At 59.5% G+C, this 26,980-nt stretch carries 25 protein-coding genes; 2 read left to right on the plus strand and 23 right to left on the minus strand.

The annotated features are described in order from the left end of the window. Positions 1-533: 533 nt before the first annotated feature. The 15 genes from cas4a to AB1402_08050 all read right to left on the minus strand — a co-directional run bounded on the left by cas4a (position 534) and on the right by AB1402_08050 (position 15,090). On the minus strand, positions 534-1,454 hold the full coding sequence (gene cas4a / locus AB1402_07980) for a type I-A CRISPR-associated protein Cas4/Csa1 (protein ID MEW6541534.1): 921 nt from the start codon (positions 1,452-1,454) through the stop codon (positions 534-536). A 275-nt stretch (positions 1,455-1,729) separates the two neighbouring features. Beyond that, on the minus strand, positions 1,730-2,302 hold the full coding sequence (cas4, locus tag AB1402_07985; protein ID MEW6541535.1) for a CRISPR-associated protein Cas4: 573 nt from the start codon (positions 2,300-2,302) through the stop codon (positions 1,730-1,732). Beyond that, positions 2,299-2,628: a CRISPR-associated endonuclease Cas2 gene (gene cas2 / locus AB1402_07990; protein ID MEW6541536.1), complete on the minus strand. Its 330-nt coding sequence runs from the start codon at positions 2,626-2,628 to the stop codon at positions 2,299-2,301. Before cas2 ends, cas4 begins: the two co-directional genes overlap by 4 nt. A gap of 2 nt (positions 2,629-2,630) precedes the next feature. After that, the gene (cas1, locus tag AB1402_07995) at positions 2,631-3,638 is read right to left on the minus strand and encodes a CRISPR-associated endonuclease Cas1 (GenBank protein MEW6541537.1); all 1,008 of its coding nucleotides are present in this window, start codon (positions 3,636-3,638) and stop codon (positions 2,631-2,633) included. Between the two features lie 169 nt (positions 3,639-3,807). Then, positions 3,808-4,209 (minus strand): nucleotidyltransferase domain-containing protein, encoded by a 402-nt coding sequence (locus tag AB1402_08000; protein MEW6541538.1) that lies wholly within the window; start codon positions 4,207-4,209, stop codon positions 3,808-3,810. Further along, positions 4,206-4,640 (minus strand): DUF86 domain-containing protein, encoded by a 435-nt coding sequence (locus tag AB1402_08005; GenBank protein ID MEW6541539.1) that lies wholly within the window; start codon positions 4,638-4,640, stop codon positions 4,206-4,208. The genes AB1402_08000 and AB1402_08005 overlap by 4 nt, the downstream gene beginning before the upstream one ends. A gap of 25 nt (positions 4,641-4,665) precedes the next feature. After that, the gene (locus tag AB1402_08010; protein MEW6541540.1) at positions 4,666-5,418 is read right to left on the minus strand and encodes a hypothetical protein; all 753 of its coding nucleotides are present in this window, start codon (positions 5,416-5,418) and stop codon (positions 4,666-4,668) included. Between the two features lies 1 nt (position 5,419). Then, entirely contained in the window at positions 5,420-6,406 is a 987-nt protein-coding gene (locus AB1402_08015; GenBank protein ID MEW6541541.1) for a DevR family CRISPR-associated autoregulator, read from the minus strand. A gap of 16 nt (positions 6,407-6,422) precedes the next feature. Next, complete coding sequence (locus tag AB1402_08020; protein MEW6541542.1) at positions 6,423-8,120, minus strand: hypothetical protein; 1,698 nt, start codon at positions 8,118-8,120, stop codon at positions 6,423-6,425. Beyond that, a complete protein-coding gene (gene cas3 / locus AB1402_08025) occupies positions 8,117-10,540 on the minus strand; it encodes a CRISPR-associated helicase Cas3' (GenBank protein MEW6541543.1) in 2,424 nt (807 codons plus the stop codon). Before cas3 ends, AB1402_08020 begins: the two co-directional genes overlap by 4 nt. Positions 10,541-10,889: 349 nt before the next feature. Continuing rightward, on the minus strand, positions 10,890-11,894 hold the full coding sequence (locus AB1402_08030) for a WYL domain-containing protein (protein MEW6541544.1): 1,005 nt from the start codon (positions 11,892-11,894) through the stop codon (positions 10,890-10,892). Between the two features lie 298 nt (positions 11,895-12,192). After that, positions 12,193-13,275: a CRISPR system precrRNA processing endoribonuclease RAMP protein Cas6 gene (gene cas6, locus AB1402_08035; GenBank protein ID MEW6541545.1), complete on the minus strand. Its 1,083-nt coding sequence runs from the start codon at positions 13,273-13,275 to the stop codon at positions 12,193-12,195. A gap of 166 nt (positions 13,276-13,441) precedes the next feature. Continuing rightward, the gene (locus AB1402_08040) at positions 13,442-13,702 is read right to left on the minus strand and encodes a hypothetical protein (GenBank protein MEW6541546.1); all 261 of its coding nucleotides are present in this window, start codon (positions 13,700-13,702) and stop codon (positions 13,442-13,444) included. Next, complete coding sequence (locus tag AB1402_08045) at positions 13,699-13,980, minus strand: AbrB/MazE/SpoVT family DNA-binding domain-containing protein (protein MEW6541547.1); 282 nt, start codon at positions 13,978-13,980, stop codon at positions 13,699-13,701. The genes AB1402_08040 and AB1402_08045 overlap by 4 nt, the downstream gene beginning before the upstream one ends. Positions 13,981-14,115: 135 nt before the next feature. Then, on the minus strand, positions 14,116-15,090 hold the full coding sequence (locus tag AB1402_08050) for a DUF6569 family protein (GenBank protein ID MEW6541548.1): 975 nt from the start codon (positions 15,088-15,090) through the stop codon (positions 14,116-14,118). 178 nt (positions 15,091-15,268) lie between these two features. Between AB1402_08050 and AB1402_08055 the strand changes: the two genes are divergently transcribed. Next, positions 15,269-15,670 carry a helix-turn-helix transcriptional regulator gene (locus AB1402_08055; protein MEW6541549.1) on the plus strand — a complete coding sequence of 134 codons (402 nt, stop codon included), beginning with the start codon at positions 15,269-15,271 and terminating at the stop codon, positions 15,668-15,670. Positions 15,671-15,874: 204 nt separating this feature from the next. On the opposite strand, the gene AB1402_08060 is transcribed toward AB1402_08055, so the two are convergent. Continuing rightward, on the minus strand, positions 15,875-16,630 hold the full coding sequence (locus tag AB1402_08060; GenBank protein MEW6541550.1) for a hypothetical protein: 756 nt from the start codon (positions 16,628-16,630) through the stop codon (positions 15,875-15,877). A 202-nt stretch (positions 16,631-16,832) separates the two neighbouring features. On the opposite strand from AB1402_08060, the gene AB1402_08065 reads away from it, so the two are divergent. Further along, positions 16,833-18,611: an NFACT RNA binding domain-containing protein gene (locus tag AB1402_08065; protein ID MEW6541551.1), complete on the plus strand. Its 1,779-nt coding sequence runs from the start codon at positions 16,833-16,835 to the stop codon at positions 18,609-18,611. On the opposite strand, the gene AB1402_08070 is transcribed toward AB1402_08065, so the two are convergent. From AB1402_08070 to AB1402_08100, 7 genes are all read right to left on the minus strand, one after another. After that, complete coding sequence (locus tag AB1402_08070; protein MEW6541552.1) at positions 18,524-19,168, minus strand: carbon monoxide dehydrogenase beta subunit family protein; 645 nt, start codon at positions 19,166-19,168, stop codon at positions 18,524-18,526. The genes AB1402_08065 and AB1402_08070 overlap by 88 nt on opposite strands. Next, positions 19,165-22,005, minus strand: coding sequence for a molybdopterin-dependent oxidoreductase (locus tag AB1402_08075; protein MEW6541553.1), 2,841 nt, complete (start codon positions 22,003-22,005; stop codon positions 19,165-19,167). Before AB1402_08075 ends, AB1402_08070 begins: the two co-directional genes overlap by 4 nt. A 209-nt stretch (positions 22,006-22,214) precedes the next feature. After that, entirely contained in the window at positions 22,215-22,970 is a 756-nt protein-coding gene (locus AB1402_08080; GenBank protein MEW6541554.1) for a LytTR family DNA-binding domain-containing protein, read from the minus strand. A gap of 251 nt (positions 22,971-23,221) precedes the next feature. Beyond that, positions 23,222-24,895, minus strand: coding sequence for a formate--tetrahydrofolate ligase (locus AB1402_08085; GenBank protein MEW6541555.1), 1,674 nt, complete (start codon positions 24,893-24,895; stop codon positions 23,222-23,224). Positions 24,896-24,926: 31 nt separating this feature from the next. Beyond that, a complete protein-coding gene (locus AB1402_08090; GenBank protein ID MEW6541556.1) occupies positions 24,927-25,847 on the minus strand; it encodes a methylenetetrahydrofolate reductase in 921 nt (306 codons plus the stop codon). Next, the gene (locus tag AB1402_08095) at positions 25,844-26,509 is read right to left on the minus strand and encodes a methylenetetrahydrofolate reductase C-terminal domain-containing protein (GenBank protein MEW6541557.1); all 666 of its coding nucleotides are present in this window, start codon (positions 26,507-26,509) and stop codon (positions 25,844-25,846) included. Before AB1402_08095 ends, AB1402_08090 begins: the two co-directional genes overlap by 4 nt. Continuing rightward, entirely contained in the window at positions 26,506-26,958 is a 453-nt protein-coding gene (locus AB1402_08100) for a hydrogenase iron-sulfur subunit (GenBank protein MEW6541558.1), read from the minus strand. The genes AB1402_08095 and AB1402_08100 overlap by 4 nt, the downstream gene beginning before the upstream one ends. Between the last annotated feature and the right edge of the window lie 22 nt (positions 26,959-26,980).

Genomic DNA, 26,980 nt, shown 5'->3' on the forward strand with positions numbered 1-26,980 from the left:
CTGATTCCGGACACCAGGATATATTATCCACAACCAGCGTCGCTACGCTCCGACCCCTGTCCGGAAACTCCGGAACGGGTGGCCGGAAAAAATCGGAACAGGCGGCCGATTTCACCGGAATCCGCAGGTCGGTCATTGAAACGCCAACTAGTGCGGCAGAACACCAGATACCGTTCGCCTTTCAGTCCCCTTTTCGTCGGGTCGGTCATTGAAACAACCGACGCCAAAACCTGCTCCGAAACCAGTAGCGGTACTTTCAGTCCCCTTTTCGTCGGGTCGGTCATTGAAACAGACCCCGGCGTCAACAAAAAAAGCAGCCACCCCAAGGGTTCCAGCCTGCGCGCAAGGAGAAAAAAGCACTGTCTTTTCGAAACTGATTTGCCTGCACGAAATCACCCCTTTTTTGCGAAAAGCTTTTTTCAGTCCCCTCTTCGTCAAGTCGGTTGCCGAAGCGTTAATGCCGTAGGAGCGTTTCCTTAACCGTATCATTGAAGACCATCTCAGCCTATGCCTAAGAGTGCATTTTCGAAAGACTACCCATTGCAGGCCGCGTAGCAGTGGCACCCTTGAGGACATTCCGCCGGAAGACCGGGGTCTATCTCTTCGTAGACCATCCGGGCTTTTTCGTCCCTCGACTCGATGAACCACTGGCGGAGTTCGTCATCTATGATGTGCAAGTCCTTGCTGATGATGAGCCGGTCACCCCGGAAACCGGCGTAAACCAAACAGCCGATGTTGACGGGAAACTCATAAAGGGATTCCATGACGAGGGCATAACCCGTGGTGGTCAGCCGGTGAAAGTCCCGCCGCTCTCCGAACTTGAGATCCACAATCATCGGCTCACAAACCGTAAACGCATCCGTGCTGAGGTTCGGGCTAAGGCCCAGGAAGGAACCGTCCAACTTTTGCTCCACAATCACCGGAATCGCCAGGCTGGCCAGTGAATCCTCGCCTATATAAGGCTGCTTGAACAAAATCTCCTGAATGCGCGATATGATCCGCGCTTTCTCAAACTCGGTCACGATGGTCATTTTGTGTTTCAGGTCGGCGGCGTCTTCAGGTGTCAGCGCCTGCAGATCGGATTCGACATCGACCGGCCCCAATTCCTGCAACTCACGAAATATTGTCTGGTACTGCGCAACCCCAACCGAGTATATGAGCCTCTTGGCGGATACCAGCACGTGGACCAAGGCGGCGTGCAGTACCCTCCCTTTGATCATGGCTGCACTCGGAGCTGGGAACACCCGCCGCACCCGCCGCAGATACACATCCCGGTTGGTCGGGCAATAGGAATTGGCCACCTCGTACAGCGCCAGGACTGTATCGTACACTGGCTGCAACGGCGGCGCGGGCCAATTCCAGCCCCTCAGCTCTTCGGCGATCCCCAGTTCCCGGGATCGGGGCAGCAATCCTTTGAGCAGACGCTTCTTTTCTTCCTCGGTAAGGAAGTACACCCCACCACCACTCCAATCCAATCCACCAGAGGTACCGCATAAGTATTGCACCCCGTGCGATCACTAGCGCTTGGTGACGGACGGAAGCCAGCCCCTACCGCCTCCACCGGGAACCCCACTGCACCCCGTGCGATCATCATCGCCTGGTAACGGGGCAAACCAATCCACCCTGGATAGGTGCCGCATCATAGGTGTCGCACCGGATCGAGAGCATTTCGGCCGCCATATCAACCGGAAGCCAGTCTTGTAAAGCCAAGCTAGAGACTAGGGACTGACTAGCCCACGTCCGCACAGTAGTTGCGGTATTCGCACTCGAAGCAGCGCGCCGGTCTCCCGGGGGCCGCGGGAAAGCTCTCGCGGGCGATCATCAGCCTGATCCGGCTTAGTGTTTTTCGCACGAACGTCCGGGCGTTCGGCGTCATCTCCACCACGTGGACGCGCTTTCCCGGGATCAGGTACAGGTAGCCGTGCCGCACCGGTTTTCCGTACCGGTCCTCGAGCAGCATCGCGTAGCAGACCAGCTGGTACTTGTGATTCAGCCCCGGGTGGCGGGACGTGTGCTTGAACTCCACCGGAAAACAGCCGGAGCCGCACATAATGTGCATGTCCAGCACACCCTCCATGCCCAGGCGCTCGGAGTAAAGCTTGGTGCGATAACGCCGCTCCCCTGAGGACAGATCGTAACTACGGAATCCGCGCCGCTTTTCTAGCCTTTCCAGCTCCAGATGCTCCTCCTTGCCGTATTCCATCTTGCGTGTCACTTTCCGGTGCACCGGCATCACGTAAGTGAAGTAGACCACCCGCGGGCAGTAGAGAAACTGCTTTACGTCACTGACTTTGAGCATCATCCGGCCTTCGCCTTCTTTCGGCCGCGTCCGGTGGACGATGCGGCGGCCTCCACAGCCTCCGCGGCCTCTGCAGGCATCCCCGCGGACACCTCTATGGCCTTCGAAAGGCGCAGGTCCTTGTCACACACCGGGCAGATCAGCACCTTCCCCTCCTCGCGCCCGATAATCCTCCGGAGCCGCTGGAACAGTTCTTCGCGGCGGTTATGAGTCATGTCGCCGAAGAAAAGCGAGTACTGCACGTTTATCAGGCCGTAATCCTTGCACGCCTCGAACACCTTGCGCCGGATCTTGTCTTCCACGATGTCGTAGGACACGAGCGTCTTCACGGCTACCAGCTCCCCGTGAAGGGCTTGTACTTCCCCTCGCCCCGGACAAAGCCGGCCACCCGCCGCGCCTGCATCTGAATGATGTTCCTCAGCTTGTGTTTCTTGCCCTCGAAGCCCTCTTCGCCCTCCAGGCGGTCCAGGACCCGCCGGCCCAGCTCCTTTCTGGTTTCGTCGCCCAACTTGTCCGCTTCCATTTCGATGCCAGGCCCTTTGGTCACCATCGCCACGACCACCCGGTCCACGGTCACCGCCCGGAACTCCTCCACCAGATCCAGCACCATGGACGGTTTGCCGGGGCGGTCGGTGTGCAGGAAGCCGGCGAAGGAGTCAAGGCCGGCCAGCAGGATCGCCCCTTCCACCTGGGAGTACAGAATGCCGTAGCCGTAGTTGAGCGCCGAATTGAAAGGGTCGGTCGCCCCGCGGCGTTCCCGGCCCTGGAATTCGATCCGGTCCCCGATGAGCAACCCCAGAGCGTCCCAGTAATGATGCGCCCCCCGACCTTCGATGGCGAACAACTGTCCCCGCAGATCATCAATGTGTGCCGCATCCAAAGTTGACAGCCGGCTGCGGACTTCTTCGATCCCCTCGATTTTCCGGTAGATCTCGGCATACTTTTCCGTGTCGGCGCCGCGCCGGTACTTGGCGAAATACTTGAGCACGTTGACCTGGTTCTTCAGCTTCCCCTCGACGAAAGCCTTCGCCAGAATTACGCCCCGCCGGTCGTCGTAGGCCTTCAACTGTTCCCGCCGCGTGAGCACCGTGCCGGTCAGGTTCGGCGCCGCCAGTTTGGCGTACGGTTTGCCGGAGAAGGAGATGAAGTTGATCTGAATGCCGTGCTCCAGGCATTCCTGGATGACATCCGTGGAGAGGGAAACCCCGCGCCCGGAAATGGTGATCTGTTTTATGTCGTAAAACGGGGTCTCACTCAACACCTCTCCCTTTTGCCGCACCAACAGCCGCTCGCTCTTCTTCCCCAGCGCACATCCGTAGTCCGAAACGACAAGATGCATAGGCAAAACGCACCTCCCCGCACATATTGTAGTAGGGAGATGAATTCTACCATGTTTGGCATCACGGAACAATCAAATAGACGAAATAAGCCAAATTGTGCGAAATAATTCCATATTTCGCGCTGATAACAGAAGCACCGATCACTACTTGACCACCTTCCCTTGTAAATCAGCGGGTCAAGATATCACGCAAGTACTGCCGGATGTACGGGAGGTAGTCGAAATACTCCCGCCAGGTATTCTCCAAAAAGGCGTACCGCGCTTCCTCATCACGACAGAACACCAAAACACCAGCCGTAGCGTGATAAGCAAACGCCGCGGGAGCATAATTCAACACTTTGAGGTCCGCCTCCCCGCCCACCACCCTGTTCAGCAATACCGATTGCCTCAACTCGTAGTCCAATGCTCTCTCCCTGGGCACAAGCGATTCTTTTACGTATACGGCGACATCGACATCGTTTGGGTTCGGCCTTTCCAGGACAGAACCGTGCACGTAAGCGAAAAGAACTTCCTCACGCTGGGAAAAGTGCTCGGTAAGTGCTTTAAGTGCTTTTTTTAAATCATCGATCACTTTAGTTCATCCCCAAGAAAAATAGACACCGCGGCAAGAAACAGATCCAAGTCTTGAACATCGCGCCTGATTATTTCAAACACCCTGCCATCATCAACTGTTCCGTATTGATGAACCACCAAGTTGCGGAACTTGGCCATATCCGCGAGCCGCTCAGCCAAAACGGGAGAAACTACCCCCTGCTCTCCAAGGATCAAGTAACAGTCGCCGTATCCGATGGGTGTTCGCTCCGCTACCCGGGCTACAATATGGTTACAGATGGCCTGGGCTGCTTCAGCCAACACAATAAGTTGATACTTCGCCGACGAGACGACGGTGTCGTCAGCCAGGAATCCTTCCTTGTCCAGCACGGCGTAGCCGGCAAGCACTCTTTGTGCCCGGCGAATATCGGTGGCCTTTTGGCGAAGCATGTCAACATTGTAGTTTTTCATGGGTGGTTCTCAGCATCCCTTTTCATTACTCAATTCTCCTGAAATAGGTATAATGCTTACTACTCGATTCGTATCTGTAAGGTAACAAGGTCGGGATACAAACACGGTATTTTCCTAGCGCTGATGGCTTCGTGCCGTATGAATTGATTCGCTCAAATCCGTCCTTTTCGTGGATTAGCACATCGCCAAAGTCATCCAGGTAATGGGTCGTACCATAGCCGCCGTTAACAATGTCGGCCTGAGCCTCCGGACACGTATAACCTTTCGGGAGAGCACCATCTTGGATCTGCGTTCCCCAAAACTGTATGAAGGAGCCGCGTTTGCCCAAATAGTTTATTTGTGCTAGGAGATCAGCCAGTTCCTTTATGGATTCATCCGGCAACCTCGAAATACCCAGAGCTACTTCCAGTTCCCCTTGGTAATAACAGAACTCTCGGTACGCTATCGTGGGACCGTAAATGCCCTTTGGGGCACCACGCTCCTCTTGCTTGATCTTGATGAAGGTATTCTGTACGATACAGTGTGCCGGCGGGCGAAACCGAACAGGCCTGGCCTTCACAATCTCATAGACTGCGGTGGCCTTTGATAGTGCATCCACTGCACCGTATTTTCTGAAACAAGCATCGATGAGAGCGAGCTTCACGGAATAAGGCGTGGGAACCAAGAGTGTCTTGCCGCCCTTATTCGTGGCATGCGTCATACGCAAGGAAAACAGGCTGGTCGGTCGATAACTGCCGATCAGCCACCGTTCTTCTTTTCCTGGATTCGCCTCACTCATCCTAATCCCCCCACAGCTCTACCGTCTTCACCACATTGCCCATTATCTTACTGAAATCGGCCAAACCTATGAATCCATAAACGTCGACGTACTTTTCTGAATAAAGAGAATTAAGGTGTTGGGAAATAAGCTTTAGTTCTTTTTCGTAGTCGTCCTTCAATGCGCTTACGGTCGGTGCCGGCACTGAACTGGTTGACGTGGAGACAACACCGGTGAAATCTAGAATATGTGGATGCTGGGTGTTTCTATGAGCACCTGTGGGCTTAATGAAGGTGTAGAGCACACTCTTGAGCAAAGCCTGGATGCGCTTAAGTCGTTCTTCATTCTCCAGGTCGTAGTACAAGGTGATGTCGTTCCGCCCAACACGATATAGATCGACGTTTAATACTACCGCATACTGGCCACTTGAGGCCGGTCTGTGAAAAATATTCTGACCGAGATTCTGTTCTGATCCCGATCCTGTTCCGCGACCCTCAGGAACATACTTAGCGTGCATGTACATTTCCGTACGCGTGTTTGCCGGACGACCAACCACCCATCCGAATTCAATGCAGGACTTTCTCGCTAAGGCCTTGGACCCAGCCCAGCCGGTAAGCAGGATTCCTTCACAATCGTCCACCGCACAAGCCTGCAGCACCCGGCTAAGGTTGTAGGAATCAGTCTTTCCGTTCCCTTTTGCCTCCACATATTCGGGGCTCTTCTCTACTTGCTCCGCCAACTCGGAGTCCCGGGCAATGCGGTTGGCATCAAACTGCATGCAGCCGGCACACAGAGGCAAGCCCGACAGTTTCGCCTCGTGAAAGAGGTGTTGAGCTTGTATGTGTTTGAACATGTCACCGGAAATGGCGTTCACCGTGTGCAACTGACCCTCACCGTCAACAATTTCCACCATACGCGTCATCAGTGTATTGCCTTCTGCACCCTCGTTATTCAAGGCATGAAGGTTCATTGTAACCAGACCCGATATGGCCAGAGAGTGAAGTTTCATTTCGGCACGTCCTCCTTTAGCTAGTCTCTGATTCCGTTTCAGCCTGTTCCGTCCTAGGAGCCCTGGCATAGCCGTAGGCCAAGAGAAGCATCCCTACCAGTTCAGCACCTTTGTCGTTAACCAGTCGGATTACTTCATCAAGTTCTTGGGTCTTCACCTTATGATGTATCCGTCTACTACCGGAGTTGCTTCCATCGGCACTCGCATCCAGCTTCTCGCTTTCCCAATTGTACTGATGGACAAAGTCACAGATTGCCGCCACAAGTTCCTCTTTGCCACCCCTAATCTTCTGCTTCCACTTTTGGGCCAAGCCAAACTGTACTTCTCGCGATCGCCTACTTTGCTTCTGGAAGGACAGTGCATACACGGTTGCGTTTCTGACAGCCCTAGCCACACTCTGAAAACCCTGGTTTTCGATAATGTCCTGCATTTGGTACCCCCTCCCGAAAATAATGTTCAGGTTATCCGTTGACATTGCCTTCACCCATTCATCCCTGCCCAGCCGTTCCATCTGGTGCAGTGCAAAACCGTAACAGAAGTCAAGGAAATCAACAGCCTCACCAGTTGTTAACCACTTGCGATATTGCTGCAACACCGGCACGTCTCCAGAATGGTCCTCGTTCAAAGACCGCAAGCAACCGGTTACACCGTCGCGCCGCTTGTCACCAATGTGTTCGTGGATGATGCCGATGAAAGCGTTTGCGTCGTCCCGGTTGCGGATCTCGAACCAAGAAGGTAAGGCAGCGAAGGAATAATTCATCAACGCCGCCGCCGTTCCCAGGCTTTGAAAGTATGCTTGGTGCAGGCCGCGCACTACATCTCGCGGCCGTCTATTCCGTAAAGGGATTTGGTTACCCATTACGTCCGAATGGTGGATTAGGATTTCTGTTAGTCGGAGTGCTGCCTCTATGTCCAGCTGGATACCCCCCCACAAGTTCAGTTCACGTAATGCTTTGAACACGCCAACCAGATGACTTACCACAATGTCGGACGGTTCGAGGACAAACACCTTGAAATTCCCACCGCTACGGTAAGGCAACATCGACTTATAGGCTCCGCGGAATTTCATCCATTCGGCAAACGGATCGATTGCCTCTGAGGAAATGCTGCCCGCAGTCGTGGAGTCCGGCTTGGGGCGATGTACGCCTTTTCCGGAAATAGGATTAAACACCTGACTATTGCTAATATCCGGCAGGCTCTGGGGGGTTTCTATAGCCTCATCTCCACCCAATCTGTTTGCCGCCCACGTATTAACCGGCTCGGGATTTGCCTTAATCCACCGGAACAGTTGCTTGTCAGATGACCATCCCTTGCGCATGGAAGCTAGAAATGATGCCATTCTGTACTCCGGTAGCGGTGACGGTGGTTCAGATAGCCCTTGCTCCGCCAATGCCTGCACCAGTTTCAACTGCTTCTTGCCTGTGGCCTGACGAAATTCCTTGAGCTGGTTAGCCTTTTCCCGCTCACGTTCGTAATCCATTACCTGACCAGCGGGCATCTCCCCATCTGCCTTCAAGTAAATGAATGGGTAGCCTGGGGTGATGGACGGCCAGTCAGGCGACGGATCAGGCTGTTTCCCCTCTAGCACATAGCGGTCTCCCCGGTCCATCAGACGTACTTCCGAGCCTGTAATCTCCTCAAGCAGACTGCCGAGTCCCACCGCTTCAAGCGTGTCGGCATAGGTCAGTGTCCGCTTGGGCACCACATACCTCATCTTTTCCCTCCTTCCGCCGTCCCTGCCTGGTCAGCCAGACGCAGACAACGTACCAAATACCAGTATAGGGGCAACCATTTGGCATCATCCTCCCGTGCTGCTGCCAGAAGGCTACGGGCAAAATCACCGTCTCGACCACAAGTCAGGTTGTCAGGTTTGTCCAGAAGCTGCTTGAGAGGTGGCAATCCAAGCTCTTCAATAAATCTACCAACAATGTCTGCCGCTCCTGAAACTAGAGAATAGTCCTTGAGCGTTCGGGCATGGCCGCTGTGGTGCCGAGCAATGGCCGTTGCGATACATAAAGCCACTCCTGGAGCGTCTTCAAACAATGTTGATAGACACTCGGTGACCGCATACGCTCCCTCCACCGCGTGGGCAGGATGATCCGGGAAATTCCGCCGTACATCCCAGTCAGTTTTCGGATCAAAGTCCGTGTGAGCAAGAGGTTCCTTTGGTGCCCGTCCTGGTGTCTTGTGCTCCTGCCACTTCCGGGCGGTATTCTGCCAACCGACGCTGAGTTTGCCTACATCGTGAAGGACTGTGCCAAGGCGCAGTGCCTGCACAATTGTCTTCGTTGGCACCCCAAGGCCTTCAGCTAGAAAGCGATGAGTGCATACATCCCGGCCCAAGATTCCCTCAAGCTGGTTCAAAACCAGCCTTGCATGGTCCAGGTAGGTCTCACAACGATAATGGTACTTTGCCTGAACCTGCCTTGATCGGTAACTAACCGGTACTTCCTGACCGCTATCACCAAGCACCAAGCCTTCTTCCGGTGAATAACGAGCATACCGGGGGTTAATCACGACCATCCAGGGCAGTCCGGCCTGGGCGGATGCAAGTCTCTCCCAACGGAATCGAAGGCCGTGCTCACTCTCCGCCTTTTCGTCGGACTCTACTGGCACCGCGACCACCCAATCGTCCGGCCCAGCCTCTGTCTTGCTTGCAAATCCACGCAATGTACCATAAGGCACCGACAGCATTTCCGGCCATTGGCTAGGAATGTCAAACCGAACATTCTCAGGTTCACTTACCAGTAGAACGTTTATGGTATTAACGTCCCTGATCAATTCCTGTCTTGCCCCCGGACGGAGACCGTCCATTGCCTCGGCTACCAAGATTCTACGGTGATACAGATTATCATACTCGCGTAGTTCATCACGCTCGAAAGAACCGTGAACGGCGTTGACTGCTTCCTCTTCATCTTGAGCCAGGAGCACTTTCTCAGAAATCCTGCAGAGGACATCTGCGGTTTTGTCTACAACCTTGCTACCGTAAGGGGCTACGCTCACGACCGGATAGACTTTTACCAGACCTTCCCCGCCGTAGCGCACACAACGCCCAGCTCGTTGTACTAGACTGTTCATGGGCGCCAATTCGGTGTGTAACACGTCAACCGAAAAGTCCATTCCGGCTTCCACTACCTGCGTGCTCACCAGAATGAAGTCCTCACTACTAAACTGGTTGTCTTTCCCCAATCGTAAAATGACTTGGCGTTCCTTAGGCAAACGATCATCCGAGAAAAACCTTGAATGCAGTAGACACACATCGGTCCCTTTCGGTTTAAGCCTGACCAGTTCCCTGTAGATTTCTTGAGCGCGGCCGACAGAGTTAAGAATAACCAGACTACGTTGACGGTGCTCTGAAATGATCGTCTTTGCCAACAAGGGATCTTCAGACCAAATCCACTTGCGCCTGGTAGGGGTTCGCTTAAAACCTTCAATGAACTGGATTTCATCTATCGTAAGCTCGATAACCTGAGCACCAAACCGTTCCCTCAGCCACTGTACTGCTATGTCCGATAACGTCGCCGTCATAAGCACGAAACGGCAATACGGACGGAGCCGATCAAGCATTTCAATAGCCGTACCCATCGACTTGTCCGGTTCCAGGAGGTGGAACTCATCGAAAACCAACAGGCTGCCCAATAGCGCCCCGGTATTTATGTTGGCCAGCCGGCCCGGTAGCGAAACGGGATCGAGTATGTATGAAGACAATAGCTGGTCTATTGTTGTAAAGATAATATCGCCTCGGAAGAAGGAATCTTCCTGCCGTTCGCCCGTTTGGATAGTGACAAAGAGTTTCTTAGTCCCAGCCCCTCCCGTGTTGGTAACGTCATAAGCCCTTTCCACTGCCCATCCAGCCTTATGACAAGCGTCCATTGTTGATGCGTGAAGCTGGGATGCCAAGCTGCGCAGGGGTAGAGCGTACAGAACACGGTCTACAAATTGAATGCCAGTTCTTTTCGCGTACAGGAAAGGCAGAAGTGCCGCCCATGTCTTCCCAGCTCCTGTAGGTGCTCGAAGAATCACATTGTGAGCCGAAAGCAGGGCCATACTGGCCTTCTCCTGATAGGGATACAGACATACGTCCGGCCTGTCCATAAGTGTCTGGAACAGTTGATTCAGTTTCTGATTATTCATAGCCATTCCACCCCTGTCCCCCAGGCATACTTCCACTGCAGTCCGCATACGACTTATTTGTACAAAACTACTGAGCACGAAGTAATGCCACCGTAAGCAACACCAAAGCCGTGCTGAGTAATAGCAAAACCGTAAAGGTCATCGCTGTCACTCCTTTTCCTAACTGGAGTTTTTAGATCATTTACTAGATATGCTACTGCTCATCATAGAATGACAACGAAATATAAGTTTTATGTTTACTCCAAATATAACCAACACAGGGGCGAGTTGTCCCTATCATAAGGGAACTGAAACAACTTCAGTGTAGAGATGATTTTCAATCACCCGCTTAATAGGGGACTATCACCATCTAACCGTATATGTTGTTCGTTTTCTTAATGTCGCCAATTATTGCTTCCCGCAACCAACGAGGGGCCAAAACCTCGGCCCGGGAGCCAAAGCTCATCACCCACCGTTTGACCTCGCCCAGACCGCGCACCCGCAGGGTGAGGATGAGCGCGCCGTCTGCGTGTTCTTCGATTTCCTGGCTGGGATGCCATTGGCGCTCGCGGATGTACCGGGCCTGGAGGGAGTCGAAGCGGATGCGGACCTCTTCCAGTTCCCCGCCGCGTTCGAGGGCGAGGCTGTCCCCCAGGTAGGCGCTGATGTCGAAATCCGGATCGGGAGTGAAGCGCACAGCGGTCAGCCGGAGGTTCGTTATCCGGTCGAGAGCGAACATGCGCACCTCGCGCCGCAGGTGGCAGTGGGCGATAAGATACCAGGCTCCCTGGTGGTGGCGCAGGTGGTAGGGGTCGACCCGGCGGGAGGTGTCGGCGTCGCGGCTGGCGGAGTAGTAGTCCAGTTCCACGGTGCACCGCTCGCGCAGGGCCCGGCCCAGCAGTTCCTGCAGGTGCAGCAAGTGCTGCTCGTCGCCCCGGGGCCGCTCCACGGCGAAGGAGATGGTCTGGTTCACCAGGGAGAAATCCAGGGAGACCGTTTCGGGCAGCGCCAGGCAAATTTTCTCGAAGGCGTCCGCGATCAGTTTTTCGTACGGCGTTCCCCGGTACTGCGAAAGGAGTTTGGTCCCTAGAAACAGGGCGAGTACTTCGCCTTCGGACAGGGTGAAAGGCGGCAGTTGAAAGTCGCGCGCGTAATGGTAGCCGCCCCGCGTCCGGTCGTACTCCAGGGGGGCGTTCAGGTGGTCGCGCAGGTACTCCAGTTCGCGCTCGACGGTGCGCCGGCTGGTCTCCAATTCCTTGACCAACCGGGCCACGCTGGGAAACGTGCGGGCGCGCACCAGGGCGTCGATACGGTAAATACGCCCCAGAGCCGCGCGATTACGGTTCCCGAAGGCCCTTTCCGGGTCTTTGCCCATCTTGTCATCACCTGGTACCTTGGTACCATTAATAACCTTTGTATCCAGTTTCGACGCGATCACCAATTATCCCTTCCGAATCCTGATTATTACACAAAACTCCCGTCGCGACCAGCGCCCCGGCCGCTAATGGTCGTCAAGTCCATACTCTCATAATAAGCGCCGGCCCCGCCAAATACTGGCGGGGTCTCACTTTCGCCTTAAAAGACGCCTGGATTTCGGCAAGTGATCTGCATTGGTTGGCGGGCGTGGGCTGCCGCCTTGGGGACGGGTGCCCTGCAGCATGCGGTAAACATTGTCATTCCGCGCCCTCGATCCGAAATTTGCCCATGCCGAAAACGGCGCCCTTGCCGACGTGCACGTATTCGCCGATTTTGAGCAGGGGCCGGAATTCGGCCGCATCTCCGGTGTAGGTCACCTTGCCGACCAGGCCGCCCAGGGTGATGCGGGCGTCATGGCGGCCGGAATACCGGTCCCAGTCAACCCAGCGCGTGTCCTCAGACAGGGTGCGGACTCGCTCGGCGCGCCCGATAAGGCCCGCAAAGTCAACGTCCAGTTCCTCTTCCTGGTGGAAGTACATCAGCGATGAAATCCGGCGCAGCAGTCCGCGGAGCAGGACGTGAAACGGAAGCGCGGTCACGAACCGGTCGTGGTGTTTGAGCCGGGTCATGGTCAGCAAGTTTATCTGCAGACGGTCATTAGCCGCGTTGGCCGTGGTTTGGCTCATGATTTCGGCGCCGGTGAACGATGTCCCCGGATCGCGCACGGTGCGGTCGGAGGCGCTGAAGATGGGTTTCTCCGCCCCGTCCAGACCCACGAAGTTTATCCCGCGGAGAGAATAGGGGCGCCGGCCCTTGCCGATGCCCACGCGGCCCAGCTCATCGAGGCTGAGGATAAAATAAGGAAGGAACTTGATGCCCTTCCCTACAAGCACCAGGTGAAAGGACAGCCGCTCTCCGGGTTTGTATTCCTGCTTGGTTTCGAGGGGCGGCTCGAAGACAAAGGGGCGCGGGACGCTCTCCAGGTTCCGCAGGGCCTGCGCGCCGGCGGGCGGAGCGGTCTCGAACACGTAGGCAAAGGGGCAGGATTCCTGAAGCAGGCAGCCGTGGCATTCGTCCTGCCTTTGGGCGCAGCATATCCGGCGAAAGACGCTTCCGAACCCGCCCCGCAAGGTGGAACCTTTGTAGCGGGGCAAAAGCAACCCATCCGCGCCCGCTTCCAGTTCAACCCGGTAGCGGGCGATGCGGAGGTTGGAAAGACCGGAACCGGAGAGTTCATCAGGCTTCTGCTTCATTGCCGTTCCTTCCTGTTCGACCGCATGCTTGTGGCGCAATCGCAGTTGGAGGAGTTGCCTGCCCGTGATCACAGCCGATCCGCTCATCGCGCGATATCCCGTGAAAGTCGTCCGGCAGCTTCCAAGGGGAACGGGGTCGGCCTTGCCTTGGACCCCCTCCACTAAGGTTAAGAGCCTTGTTGCGGCCGGAGTATTGTCCATCACGAACCGCCGGCCTCGACTCGACCGCATTCCAGCAGAAGGCCGGCGTGGCTTAGGAGTGCTTTAAGGTTTTGTCGTGTTCGCCGCAGTTGCGAAGGATGATCAGGTCTCCCGCCCAGCTGAACGTGAGGCGCAGGCCTGCTGAGGCTCTGGCTTCCCAAACGTCTATTGTGCCCTGGACTTTCTTGACCCGGAGTGAGGGATGGTTAATGTCGGTGGACATCAGCCGCAGGGCCTTTTTTACTGCTTGGCGCTTCTGCTCGTCCAGTTTGAGGTAAGCCCTCTTGAATCGCTCGGTCCGTTCGAACCTCACGAGTCCAGATCCTCCAGCAGTTCATCCACGTTGGGAAAAGCCTTTGTTCTACCGGCTTTGAGGTCCGCCTGCGCTTGTTTCTCCGCTTCCTGCCATTTTGCAGTCCAAAACCATGCCTGTTCCGCAGGAATCATTTTCATCGGTATCAGCACGATTTTGCCGTCTTCAATCATTACCTGAAGCACGTCCCCGTCCTCAAGAGGAATCCGGCCCTTGACCAATCCCAGGCTGACCACACCCCGTTTCTGCACGGATACGTTACCTACAACTTCGCCCATACTTATCCCTCCGGCCGTTTGACAACATTGCTGCGTTTCTGTATTGCAGCATGACTGCTCACATTATATCGTACTTTATCGGCGGTGATCAATAGGTGTTAGGCGGTTTTTGGTGTTAGGCGGTTTTTGCCTGGTCTAGAGCGTGAACCTTCTCCTGCTCGGCCGGGCCATCCGCGCTTCGCTCTCCGAACCCTTGATTCCGAACACCGTCAGGTGCAAAAGGCCGCCCTCGTCCAGGAGGCACGCCCCCACCACGCCCCTGCCCCGCAGGCGGATGTCGGTCCCCTGGCCCACCGATGGGTAGACCCGGTACTCGCAGCCCCGGATCAGCTCCAGTACACCGCCGAAGTCCGCCTGACCGTTCGCCTCTTTCCGGCCCGCGGTCTCGAGCGCGTCCATGGCGTAACTTTTGACGAGCTTGCCCCACACCGCCTTGAGCGTTGCCGCAGAGGCGAAGAGGTCCAGGCAGGCAAACCGCCCGTCGATGAAGGCGGCCACGCCGTCCTGGTCGGCGCCCGGTTCCAGGCCGCCCACCAGGCCGTGCAGCTTGGCTTCGTAGTGGGCGTACACGTCGTGAATGGCGTCGGTGTCCGAACGCGAGTCCATCGCGCGCTGCTTGCGGTCGATCTCGGCCCAGATCTCACCCTGGTCGGCCAGGAACGGCTCCCCGGCCTCCAGGTTTCGGCCCACGCGCGCCGCTTTCTGCATCCTAAGCGATGCATACCCGAACACCCCCGCCTTTTGGAACTCCGGGGCGTTGTAGCGCCACCGCCCGCGCTCGACGCAGCTCACCGGCACTTTGACCTCGCTCTTGGCCGGGATCAGGACCGTGGCGTTGACCATCCGGTTTTGCTTCGCCCCGACCAGCTCCTCGCCGTCGAGGATGAGAACCGGTTGCTCGGCCCTGTTCCTCACCAAGACTTCGTTGACCGAGCCCCCCTCGCTGACCTCCCCGATTTGCAGTACCCGCTGTTCGAGAGCCTCCTCCAGGAGCAGGTACGACACGGGCACTTCCACGCTGAAGAACAGGGGAACCAGGGTAAGGTTCTCCCTCTGCACCGGGTCACCGTAGTGTAAGCGGTCAAGGCACTCACCGATCGCGACCTCCATTCTTTCACCCTTTCTCTTTGCTGGAACTTGTTGGTTGTCAATTCCACTATTGCTCTGAATAATTGAACTTAACTGTGTTTACTATCCTAAACTGCGTTGGCCGTTCTGTCAAGGGCCAAGAACATGATTTACAAGAGTAAACCGGATGGGCATAATAGTGTCAGGGGGGAAAGCCGAAATGCCCGAAGCGAAGGACACCGACTTTGGACAGCGCATCAAGAGGCTCCGGGAAGAGGCAGGTATCACCCTGACCGAACTGGCCGAGCGGGTCGGCGTCACCAAGGGTTACATCTCACAGATCGAATCCGGTTCAATTAAGAAGGTTGCGGCCAACCACCTGTTCGACATCGCCCAGGTGCTGGGCACAGACATCGGGTACCTCCTGGGCCGGAGGGTCGTTCCGGAGGCCGGGAAGGCGAGCGCCGTTGCGGACGAGCTCAGGGAGTTCCAGGAGCGGTACGACGTCCCGCCGGGGGACATTCAGATGCTGGCCAGCATCGAGTTTCGTGGCAACCGCCCGCGGACGGCCGACGGCTGGAAGTTCATCTACGAGGCGATCAAGCACGGCGGAAAGATGTGAGGTGGGCTCCGCCTGCTCCAACCAGCGCAGGCCCTCCTCTTTAGCACTCCGCTTCATAAAGCACTTTCCCCTCCCGCAAAACGACTTTCATAAAGGGACTTGTTTTCTTTCATCTCCGCAAATTCACCGGGAGTGTATACCAGTAAATCGACGGCGATAAGCGGCTTGATTTTTTTATATAGGTCGCCAACCCTGGCCGGGAAATCATACTTGCTCTCCAGCCAAGCGCTGCTGCGCTTCCCGGACCCATTCGGCGTCCAAGCGGGTGAGCCGTTGCTTTTTCAGGTTCTCGCGCATTACACAGAGTATGTCCTTGTCCGGGGATGAAAACCACTTGGCCATCATCTCTTTGCCGGGGGCGGGCAGAGCGGTGACGGCCACGCTCCAGCAATAACCGAGGGCTTTTAGCAAGGCCTTGAACTCAGGGCTGGTGCGATCGTCCACCGTGAGGAGCCCGGCGGTGATGCGGTCGAGGAGGGCGAGCACGGCCAGGGCGTGTTTTTTCTCGGCCAGCAGGCGCGGTTCGCAGAGGCCCGCGGCGGCGGCCCTCTGTTCGTAGAGGCTGCCCCGGCTCCAGGCGTCCATCTCCCGGAGCAATAAGTCCATGTCGGCGTCGCCGATGTACTGGAGGGCTTTTGCCACGGCCCCCCGGACCCGCCAGCGGGGGTCGGGGGCGTGGCGGCGCAATTCGGGCAGAAGGTCGGTGTCGCCCCAACCAATCAGCTTCCCGAGTCCGGCCACCCCGCACGCGGCGAGGAACTCGTGGGGCGAGTCGGCGGGCGCCTTTTCGGGGGTGTACGCGGCCAATTCCAGAAAGAGCGCTTTGGTGCCCTCGGCGGCCACCGCCTCAAGGAGCTCCAGGCTCGCCCGTTTCCCCGGCAGGCCGGACTCCGCCAGCAAAAACGGCTTCCAGTCCGCGAGGGACTTCAGGCGGTTCCGGTACTCGTCCACTTTGCCCACGTGCGCTCCCCGCCCTTGGAAAGTTTTGTTCTGTGCGACCTCTTTATGGGTATTTTCTACAAGTGTGCCCGTTTACCCTTTGTGTTCTCTTTCCGTTTTAGGGTTGCCTCGCGATAAGCGGAAGTGCGAGCGACCGGATAAACGGCGGGATTGTGGTATACTGGGTGGAACGAATTCGGAAATGCAGGGGGCCTTTGCTAGGATGCCTTACGACGGGCTGGTGCTCGCGGCGGTGCGCCGCGAGCTGGAGGAGAAACTGGCCGGCAGCCGGATCCAGCGGGTGCAGCAGCCGGAGAAGCTGACCCTGGTGCTGCAGTTCCGCACCCCGGGCACGACTTACCACCTGCTTCTGTCCGCCCACCCGCAGCAGGCGCGGGTGCACCTGACCGGGGAGCGGCTGGAAAACCCCCTCTCGCCCCCGCTTTTCTGCAGCGTGTGCCGCAAACACCTGGAGGGCGGGCGGGTGGAGGCGTTCGTCCAGCCCGGCTTCGAGCGGGTGCTGATGCTCGCCGTCCTGTCGCGGGACGAGCTGGGGCGGGACAGCAAGAAGCTTTTGATCGCCGAGATCATGGGCCGGCACAGCAACCTGGTGCTGGTGGACGCCGAGACCGGCCTGATCTTGGACGCCGCCAAACGCTACACCCACGCGGTGAGCCGCTACCGGGAGGTGCTGCCGGGCACGCCGTACCTGGCCCCGCCCCGGGAGAAGGCCTCCCCCCTGGGGCTTTCGCCCGAGACGTTCGGAGAGTTGCTTTTGGAGCTGCCGGTACACCTGCCGGTCTGGGAGGCGCTGCAGCGGCGGTTTGAGGGTTTGAGCCCCCTGACGGCCCGCGAGGTGGTGCACCGGAGCGGGCTGGATGCCGCGCTGACCCTGAACTACTGCGGGGAACATGAGCTCTTCGCCCTTTGGGAGGCGTACGCCCGCCTTTTCGCGCAGACCGAGGAGGGGCTTTTCGAGCCGACGGTACTTTTGGGCCCCGGGGGCGCAGCGGCCGACTTCGCCGCCTTTCGGGTCGGGCACCGGGAGAGCCGGACCGAGGGCGAGTCAATGAACGCCCTGGTGGACCGGGTGTCCCGGGCGCGGGCGGGCGGCGAGCGGGTGAAGGGCCTGCGCGAGGGCCTTTTGGGGGCGGTGTCCCGGGCGAGAAAGCGCCTGGAAAAGCGCCTGGAGGGCTGCCACGGGACGGCCGCCGACGGGGCGAAGGCCGAGGGACTGCGCCGGCTGGGCGAGGTGCTGACCGCGAACCTCTACCGGATGGACAGGAACCCGGAGCGGGCGGAGCGGGTGGTGCTGGAGGACTTCCACACCGGGCAGCCGGTGGAGATCGCCCTGGACCCGCGGCTCTCCCCGGCCCAGAACGCGCAAGTTTACTTCAAGCGCTATAACAAGCTAAGGAAGGGCGCCGAGCGGGCCCGGGCGGAGCTGGCCGAGCTGGAGGCCGAAGCCGCCTACCTGGACGCCCTGGAGACGGCGGTTGCCCTGGCCGAGACCCCCGCGGACCTGGACGAGGTGCGCGAGGAGCTGGCGGGCGCGGGGTATTTGCGGGAGAAGGCGGCGGCGCGGCGGCCCAAGAAGGCGGCCGAACCGCGGCCGCTGGAGCTGGTGACGTCGGACGGGACGGTGGTGTACGTGGGCCGGAACAACCGCCAGAACGAGTTGGTCACCTTCAAGCTCGGGCGTCCCGACGACCTCTGGCTGCACGCCAAGAGCATCCCCGGGGCGCACGTGATCATCCGCACCGGCGGGCGGGCGGTGAACGACGCGGCCCTTCTGGAGGCGGCCGGGTGGGCGGCCTACTTCAGCAAGTCCCGCCAGGGGAAAAAGGTGCCGGTGGACTACACCCTGCGCAAACACGTGCAAAAACCCAAGGGCGCGCGGCCAGGGTTTGTGGTTTATGCGCATGAGAAGACGGTGCTGGTGGACCCGCAGCCGGTGGGGCCGGGGTTGCCTGGGCCGGGCGGTGGTGCCGGGCAGCGGTAGGTGGCGGTGCGGAACATCTCCGCCAGTTGATGGAGCCGGTCTATCCCGGTATCGCGCAGGGTAATGGAAGCGTCAACATGGCCCATCTTTCCGCAGAGGGCGATCGTATAGCACTTGGTGCCCTGATCAATAATCTTTAAGGCCACGTCAGCATACAGGCACTCCACCCCGTAAAAAACAGCGACGTCATATTTTTCGTGAGCGATAACCAGGTCGCCGTGGTAGGGATTGATCTCGCACGCCGTCCTGGCCATCGGATAGGGGGGACGCAGATCATAGATCGGGCGGATTTCCGCCCCCATGGCCGCGGCCAACTCCCTGATCGCTTTAGCCCTCCCCGGGAGGCCGTCTTCCCAGGACCAGAGAACCAGGCGGGCGGGGACGACCATCACCGGCTTTTTGGCCCGGCTGACCTTCTCCACAATCTTGTTTAAAGCATCCGCCACCGGGACCGGCTCGCCTTCAACCAGGGCCTTCCCCTTCTCCGGATGGGCCGCCCGTGAAACCGGTTCCGGGCCGACCAGCCAACGGTAGTCATCTCCCCGGGCCTCGCTCATTTTGGACCACCCACTTTCTTCTCAATGTTAACGGCGCACGCTTTCAGCGCGGAGGCCACGGACATGCTGCATACCGCCGGGTTGGTCAGCACATTGGCCGGCGCATCGGCGAAGTGGAAGCTCAACGATACCACGCCCTCAGGCACCTGCGCGGTAATCTCCACGCGCGTCTCAATTGAGCCGCGCGCCGAGCTGACCCTGACCGTGTCCCCGGCGCCTACCCCCAACTTGCCGGCGTCCTGGGGGTTGATCTGCACCCGCTCCTCACTGAGCAGCTCGTTCAGGCCCCCGACCCTGGCCGTCATGCTCCTGGTGTGATAGTGATACAGCTTGCGGGCCGTGACTAAAACAAAAGGATAATCGCGATCGGGCTTCTCCGTGGCCAGGGGGCGGTAATCGACGGTCGAAAACAAGCCGGCGCCGCGGGCAAATTTGTCTTCTTCGCCTCGCCATGACCGGCGGTGCATGATGGCCGTGCCGGGATGATCCTCCGTGGGGCAGGGCCACTGCAGCCCCCGCTCCTCGAGGCGCTCGTAGCTCATCCCGCCAAAATAGTGGGGTGAGAGCCGGCGCACCTCCTCCCATATCTCTTTCGGAGAAGAATGCCTCCAGGGAAGACCCAGCTTTTCCGCCAGCGCCTGGATGATCTCCCAGTCCGGCTTGCTTTGCCCCACGGGCTGAACAGCACGGCGCACCCGCTGCACTCGCCGCTCCGTGTTGATAAAGGTGCCTTCTTTCTCGGCGAAAGAGGCCGCCGGCAGGACGACATCGGCGAGCCGGGCCGTCTCGGTGAGAAAGATATCCTGCACAACCAAAAAATCCAGCGCTTCAAGCGCTTCCCGCACATGCCGCAGGTCCGGAGAAGTGAGCAGCGGGTTCTCTCCCATAATGTACAAGGCCTTGCACCGCCGGCCGGGGTTAGGATGAAACATGTCGTTGATCGTCCTCCCCGGGATATCGGAGAGTTCCACCCCCCAGGCCTGCGAAAACTTGGCCCGGATATGGTCGCTGACCATAGCGGCCGGCACAGCCTGGGGGTGAGCGCCGCAAAAATCAAACTCCAGAGCGGTGACCAGCTCCGCTTTTGCTCCCGCCGCCTCTTCACCCGCCAGCCGCTGCCAGTAAGTGGTCCCATCGCTGTGCAGTGGCTGGTAGCCGGGCAGGACATTGGGCAGGCAGCCCATATCACAGGCCCCCTGGACATTATTCTGGCCGCGCAGCGGGTTGACACCGGCGTTGGGCTTGCCGAAATTGCCGGTAGCCATCGCCAGGTTGGTCAAAGCCAGCACGTTTTCCGTGCCGCAGGTGTGCTGCGTTACGCCCATGCAGTAAAAAATGGCGGCGGCAGGGGCGGTGGCATAGAGGCGGGCCGCCCGCGCTATGTCGGCCGCCGGCACCCCCGCGATCGCGGCCGCGGAGTCAAGGCTGTACCGCTCCATGATGAACTCCTTCAACTGCTCAAAGCCGTTTGTCCGCCGGGCGATAAAATCCCTGTCCTCCAGCCCTTCGCCCAAAATGACCGCGATCATCCCGTTAAGCAGGGCCACGTCTGTCCCCGGTTTGAGCTGCAGGTGGACATCGGCTATTTCAGCCAGCGGGGTGCGGCGGGGATCAATGACGATCAGCCGGGCGCCCCTCTTTACGGCCCGCCGTATGCGGTAGTCGACGATCGGGTGATTGGCGGTCGGGTTGGCGCCGGCCACCAGAATAGCGTGGCAGCCCTCGATATCGCCGATCGGGTTGGTCATCGCCCCGCTGCCTGTGGTAGTGGCCAGACCGACCACCGTCGGGGCATGTCAGAGGCGCGCGCAATGGTCAACGCTGTTGCTCCCCAAGGAGCGCAGCAGCTTCTGGAAAAGGTAATTGTCCTCATTGGTAACCCGCGCCGAGCTTAACCCCCCCAGCGACTCAGGCCCGTATTTTTCCCGCACCTCACGGAAGCCGCCGGCTACCAGCTCAAGCGCCTCGTCCCAGGAAGCCTCTTCAAACCGGCCGTTGCGCTTGATCAGCGGCGCCACCAGGCGGTCGGGATGGTTAATGAAGGCATAGCCGAAGCGCCCTTTAACGCAGAGCTCGCCCCGGTTGACGGGGCTCTGCCGGTCGCCGCGCACCCCGGCAACCCTGCCGTCGCGCACGCCGAGATATATCCCGCAGCCGCAGCCGCAGTAGCCGCAGACGGTCTTCACTTCATAAGCCAGTTGCGCCCCGTTGCGGGGCAGCAGGGCGCCCACCGGGCAGCGCACCACGCACTCCCCGCACGACGTGCATTTCGATTCCGGCAGCGGTTCGTCCTCAAGAGTGCTGGTCCTGGTGGCAAACCCGCGGAAAGAGAAATCGATCGCTTCCATGCAGGTTAGCTCGTTGCAGGTGCGCACGCAGATACTGCAGCGAACGCACTTGTTATAGTCCCTGATCACGAAGGGATGGGCCTCGTCCACCGGCTGCCGCTCCCTGGCCTTCAATCCCTTCAGCCGCTCCCGGTCAACCCCTATATAGCGGACCACCTCTTGCAGCTTGCAGTGATTGTTCTTGGCGCAGGCCAGGCAGTCGTCATGGTGGTTTACCACCATGCGCTCCACCGCCCGGCGGCGCACCTCATCCACCCGGGCGCTGCCTGACCTCACCACCATCCCCCCGACGACCGGAGCTCGGCACGAGAGCACGAGCACCCCGTTAGCCTCGACAACACAAACCCGACATCTGCCCGTGGGCTTCAGGTCGGGGTGATGGCAGAGGTGGGGGATGTAGATTCCGTTTTCCAGGGCCGCCTCGAGGACGGTCCTGCCTTCTTCGACGGTGATCTCCCGGCCGTCGACAAAAAGTTTAACCTCTGCCATGCGCCTCTTTGCCTCCTTACAAAAATTTCGAGAGGGACAGGCATCGGCCTGGGAGAAGGGCTCAGCCTGGGAGAGAGCCTGGAGAGAGCCTGGAGGAGTACAGGCACCATTTTCGGATCGGCAAGCGTAACCAGTAAGCGTTACGTTGTGGGACTAGAACCGGTTTCGATCAGATTTCAGTTTGCCTTTGCGGGCGGCTCTCGCGCCGATCATGTGCTTCGGCTCTCATAACGCAAGCGCTTGGGGAGGCCGAGCCTTTCCTTCAGGGCGGCAACGCGGCTCCGGCTTACCGGCACCGCGCTGTTTTGCCGGTCGTTAATATACAGGACATAAGTACCGTTCAGATCCGGCTTGATCTCCTTGACGAACTTCAAATTGACGACATAGCTCCGGTGCGAACGGAAAAACATGTCTTGGGGCAACCGGCCGGCCAGCTGTTCCAGGGTATAGATTTGGGGAGCGCTCGCCCGCTCACCGTACGTGCAGACGATCACGCGGTCGCTCTCCGCGTAGATGTGGGTGATCTCCTGCGTCGGCACCGGGATGATGTTCCCGCGTCTGATTATGGCCACGGTGGCAAGGGGTTTCTCCTTTTCCGGGGCAAGGCGTTCTTTCAACCGGGTGATGACTTCTAAAAGCCTTTTTTCGGTCATCGGTTTGACCAGGTAATCGACGGCGCCGACACCGAATGCATCCAGGGCGTATTCCTCGTGGGCGGTGACGAACACGATGACCGGCCCGTTTTTCTGGGCGCACAGCTCGCGGGCCAGCTCAATGCCGCTGATGCCAGGCATGCAGATGTCCAGGAAAACGACGTCATAGGCGACCGCCTTAATGAGTTTCAGTGCTTCCTGCGCGTCGGCCGCCTCGCCGACCACCTGCACTGAGCCGCAGCGGCCAAGAAGATGACGCAACTCATCTCTAGCGGGATATTCATCGTCCACAATCAAGGCTCGAAGGAGCATCTTTCCTTCCCCCCTTCTTCTCTACCTCATCTGGAATCTTCTCCTCCTAGGAGAGTGTTGCAAAACCAGAAATTGGACAAAGAATTGGATCTAAACACCTTTATGGATAACTATTCCAAAAGACTGGAGGCCGCGAAAAACAAGCATGGCTTGATGCGGCGAAGCCGGACGGCGCGGAGCGTACTGGGTGGTACGTGAGCACCGGACGGCGAGCCTGACAAAACCAGGCGCGAGTTTTTTGCAGCGGTCTCCTAGAACAGTCCAACCGCATTGCCGGCGGAGTCGATGTCGACCTTTTCCGCCGCCGGCACCAGGGGCAGCCCGGGCATGGTCATGATTTTTCCCGCCAGGACGACCAGGAAGCCGGAACCCACCGCGGCGCGCACCTCGCGCACGGTAAGCAGCCATCCCTTCGGCCGGCCCAAAAGCCGGGGATTATCGGAAAGTGAACTCTGGGTCTTGGCCATGCAGATCGGAAGCCTGTCGAAACCCAACCGGGTGAGGGTCTGGATGTCCGCTTCCGCCTGGTCCGTGAACACCACTCCCTCCGCCCCGTAGACTCGGCGGGCGATGATCTCGATCTTTTCTCTGATCGGCAGGTTCCAGTCGTACAGCGGGCGAAAGCCCCCGGGGGCGCGCGCCAGGATGGCCAGCACCTTTTCCGCCAGTTCCAGGCCGCCCTCGCCGCCGCGGGCGACCACTTCGGAGACCGCGACCGGGATGCCGCGGGCCAGGCAGTGCTCCCGGATCAGGTTCAGCTCGGCATCCGCGTCCGTGGGAAAGCGATTGACCGCCACCACCACCGGCAGGTTGAAGTTGCCCGTAATGTTGTCGATGTGTGCGTCGAGGTTGGCCAGGCCGGCCCCGAGAGCCTCGACGTTCGGCCGGGTGACCTCGCCGAGGGGGAGCCCCCCGTGCATTTTGAGGGCCCGCACGGTGGCGACCAGGACCACCGCGTCCGGCTGGAATCCGCCGTAACCGCACACGATGTCGAAAAACTTCTCGGCGCCCAGGTCGGAGCCGAACCCGCCCTCGGTCACCACGTAGTCCGCCAGTCGCAGAGCCAGCCGCGTGGCGAGGATGGAGTTGTTGCCGTGGGCGATGTTGGCAAAGGGGCCGCCGTGCACAAAAGCCGCCTGTCCTTCCGCCGTTTGCACCAGGTTGGGTTTCAGGGCGTCTTTCATTATCACGGCCAGCGCCCCGGCCACTTTCAGGTCGCGCGCAAAGACCGGCCGGCCGTCGCGAGTGTAGGCCACCAGGACGTTCCCGGCCCGCTCCTTGAAATCCTGCAACCCTTCGGCCAGGCACAGGAGCGCCATAATCTCGGAGGCCACGGTAATGTCAAACCCGCTTTCGCGTGGTACGCCGTCGACCTTGTTGCCGAGACCGCACACCACATTGCGCAGTTGCCGGTCGTTGACGTCGACCACCCGGCGCCAGAGCACCCGTTTGGGATCGATGTTCAGGGTATTGCCCTGGAAGATGTGGTTGTCCACCACGGCCGCCAGCACGTTGTGCGCGGCGGTGACCGCGTGAATGTCGCCGGTGAAGTGCAGGTTGATGTCTTCCATCGGCAAAACTTGAGAGTAACCCCCGCCGGCCGCGCCCCCCTTGACCCCGAAAGTGGGGCCCATTGACGGCTCGCGCAGGCACACCGCCACCTTCAGGCCCAGTCGGCCCAGGGCCTGCGTCAGCCCGATCGCCGTGCAGGTTTTGCCCTCTCCGGCCGGGGTAGGAGTGATGGCGGTCGTGAAAATCAGCTTGCCCGGCGGGCGCTCCCGCACGCGTTCCCACAGGCCGTTTGTAACCTTGGCCTTGTACTTCCCGTAGAGTTCCAGATCCTCTTCGGCCAGACCCAGATGGCGCGCCACCTCGATTATCGGTTTGAGTGCGGCACTCTGGGCGATTTCGATGTCGGAAAGCATCGTCTGTCTCTTTACCTCCCTGTTTCGTGGGTTAATGGTTATCGGCCTGCGGCCTGGGGAGCAGTCCCGCTTCGCTGACGATCTCCGGTACCGCTTCCTCCCACCTGATGGCCATGACGTGGACGCCCCGAACGCCTTCGATCGTGCGCAGCTGCCGGATCAGCTCGACGGCGAACCGTTTCCCCTCCAGCACTTGGTCCGCGGCCCCCTCCACGCGACGAATGAGCTCAGCGGGCACCACCATGCCGGGAATCTTGCTGATGTACCTCAGGGTACCCGCAGACTTCGGCGGCACCACGCCGGCCAGGATAAAGACTTCCTTATCCCACCCCTGCTCCCGGACGGCGGCCATGAAATCCCGAAACAACTCGAGGTCGTATACCGCCTGCGTTTGAATAAAGCGGGCCCCGGCGGCGATTTTCTTTCCCAACCGCAACACCCGCAACGGCAGCGGGCCGGCGAAGGGGTTCTCCACGGCACCGACGAACAACTCCGGCGGCGGCTTTACCTGGTCCCCGTTCAGAAACCGGCCCTCGCACAGCCGGCGCGCCAGGCCCACCAGTTGCACCGAGTCCAGGTCGAAGACGCCCCGTGCCTGGGGGTGGTTGCCGAATTGCTGGTGGTCACCGGTGAGGCAGAGCACGTTCCTGATCCCCAGGCTGGCGGCGCCCAGCAGGTCGCTTTGCAGGGCGAGGCGGTTGCGGTCGCGGGTGGTGAGCTGGAACACCGGCTCGCCCCCGGCCTGCAGTACGTGCCCCGCGGCGGCCAAAGAGCACAAGTGCACCACCGCGCCCTGGTTGTCGGTGACGTTCTGGGCATCCGTGCAGTCCCGGAGCAAGGCCGCGTGCCGGCGTACGCTCTCCCCGGACGCCCCCTTCGGCGGGCCGATTTCGGCCGTCACCGCAAAGTGGCCCTGTTCCAGAACCCTCTGCAAATTGCCCGGTGTGCTCACGGCATCAGGTCCTCCCGCGCCACGGACCGCACCCCCGCTCCCGCACGGGACCAGTCCTTGGGTGGCGTGATGACGTTCAAATTCTTCAATCGGCCTTGGCCGGACAGCCGCTCGTAGATGAGATTCCAGGCGCAAGGTTGGTCGCGTCCGATCTCGCAGCGCCCGTTCACCGACCCGCCGCACGGACCGTTGAGCAGTTCCTTGGCGCACCGGCTCACCGGGCAAATGCCGCCCGTTTCTCCCAAGACACACTCCCCGCACATGCGGCAGCGTTCTTCCCAATGCCCGGCGGCCGGGGAGCCGCCGGCGAACACGGTGTCCACGGCGGGGAATACCGGTTTGCCCGGATAGCGCTCCGCCATGTACTGCACCCCCACGCCGCACCCCAGGGAAAAGCAGGCTTGGGCCTGTTCCATGAGATTATCGAACGGCGGCAGGAATCCAGGATCGCACTGGCGGGCGACGGTCGCCCGGATCACGGTGCGTTTTTGCCCGAGCCGCTTGGCCGCAAGTTCAAGCTGGGTCGCGAGCAGTCCCACCTCGCGCTCGCCACCCGCCCCGCAGACCGCCACGCAGCCCTTGCATCCGGCCACCAGGATGGTGCTTTTTCCCGTGGCCGCCGCCAGCAACGGGGGCGCCGGCTTTCTCCGCGCCACGATCACGGACCGCACCTCCCTTCGGCGGCCGCGGCGTGCACCAGCGGGAATACAGGCCCCAGAAGCCGCACCCGCCCCGTGAACTCGGCCGCCATCCGCGCAAAAGACGGGCCCATTGACGCCGCCAGATGGTGCATTTCCAGCCGTTCGGCCTCCAGCCCGACCTCGGAGAGAAACGTCCGCATCCGCTCCACCCGCCTGCCGGCCCGGGTGTTTCCCACCAGGTAGTGACAGCTGCCCTCCAGACACCCGGCCACCACCACACCGTCGGCGCCGCCCGCAAAGGCGCGCAGGATGGACTCCTCGTCAACCCGGCCCGAGCAGGGCACCCGGATGATCCGCACTTCCGAGGGGTACTGCAGGCGCATTATCCCGGCCGTGTCCGCCGCGCCGTAGGCGCAGTGGTGGCAGCAGAAGGCGATGATTTTGGGCTGCCATTTTTTCTCGACCGTCATCTTGCTGACAGGTGGCAGACAA

The sequence above is a fragment of the Bacillota bacterium genome, from assembly GCA_040757205.1.
Classification (GTDB): Bacteria; Bacillota; Desulfotomaculia; order Desulfotomaculales; family Desulforudaceae; genus Desulforudis.

Bases quoted from the DNA above. Each gene is read 5' to 3' on its own strand.
- AB1402_08015 (MEW6541541.1), bottom strand. From the start codon at position 6,406: ATGAAACTTCACTCTCTGGCCATATCGGGTCTGGTTACAATGAACCTT.
- AB1402_08030 (MEW6541544.1), bottom strand. From the start codon at position 11,894: ATGGGCAAAGACCCGGAAAGGGCCTTCGGGAACCGTAATCGCGCGGCT.
- cas3 (MEW6541543.1), bottom strand. From the start codon at position 10,540: ATGAATAATCAGAAACTGAATCAACTGTTCCAGACACTTATGGACAGG.
- AB1402_08080 (MEW6541554.1), bottom strand. From the start codon at position 22,970: ATGCTCCTTCGAGCCTTGATTGTGGACGATGAATATCCCGCTAGAGAT.
- AB1402_08005 (MEW6541539.1), bottom strand. From the start codon at position 4,640: ATGAAAAACTACAATGTTGACATGCTTCGCCAAAAGGCCACCGATATT.
- cas4 (MEW6541535.1), bottom strand. From the start codon at position 2,302: ATGATGCTCAAAGTCAGTGACGTAAAGCAGTTTCTCTACTGCCCGCGG.
- AB1402_08065 (MEW6541551.1), top strand. From the start codon at position 16,833: ATGCCTTACGACGGGCTGGTGCTCGCGGCGGTGCGCCGCGAGCTGGAG.
- cas1 (MEW6541537.1), bottom strand. From the start codon at position 3,638: ATGCATCTTGTCGTTTCGGACTACGGATGTGCGCTGGGGAAGAAGAGC.
- AB1402_08070 (MEW6541552.1), bottom strand. From the start codon at position 19,168: ATGAGCGAGGCCCGGGGAGATGACTACCGTTGGCTGGTCGGCCCGGAA.
- AB1402_08010 (MEW6541540.1), bottom strand. From the start codon at position 5,418: ATGAGTGAGGCGAATCCAGGAAAAGAAGAACGGTGGCTGATCGGCAGT.
- AB1402_08050 (MEW6541548.1), bottom strand. From the start codon at position 15,090: ATGGAGGTCGCGATCGGTGAGTGCCTTGACCGCTTACACTACGGTGAC.
- AB1402_08020 (MEW6541542.1), bottom strand. From the start codon at position 8,120: ATGAGGTATGTGGTGCCCAAGCGGACACTGACCTATGCCGACACGCTT.
- AB1402_08085 (MEW6541555.1), bottom strand. From the start codon at position 24,895: ATGCTTTCCGACATCGAAATCGCCCAGAGTGCCGCACTCAAACCGATA.
- AB1402_08055 (MEW6541549.1), top strand. From the start codon at position 15,269: ATGCCCGAAGCGAAGGACACCGACTTTGGACAGCGCATCAAGAGGCTC.
- AB1402_08100 (MEW6541558.1), bottom strand. From the start codon at position 26,958: ATGACGGTCGAGAAAAAATGGCAGCCCAAAATCATCGCCTTCTGCTGC.
- AB1402_08045 (MEW6541547.1), bottom strand. From the start codon at position 13,980: ATGGGCGAAGTTGTAGGTAACGTATCCGTGCAGAAACGGGGTGTGGTC.
- cas6 (MEW6541545.1), bottom strand. From the start codon at position 13,275: ATGAGCGGATCGGCTGTGATCACGGGCAGGCAACTCCTCCAACTGCGA.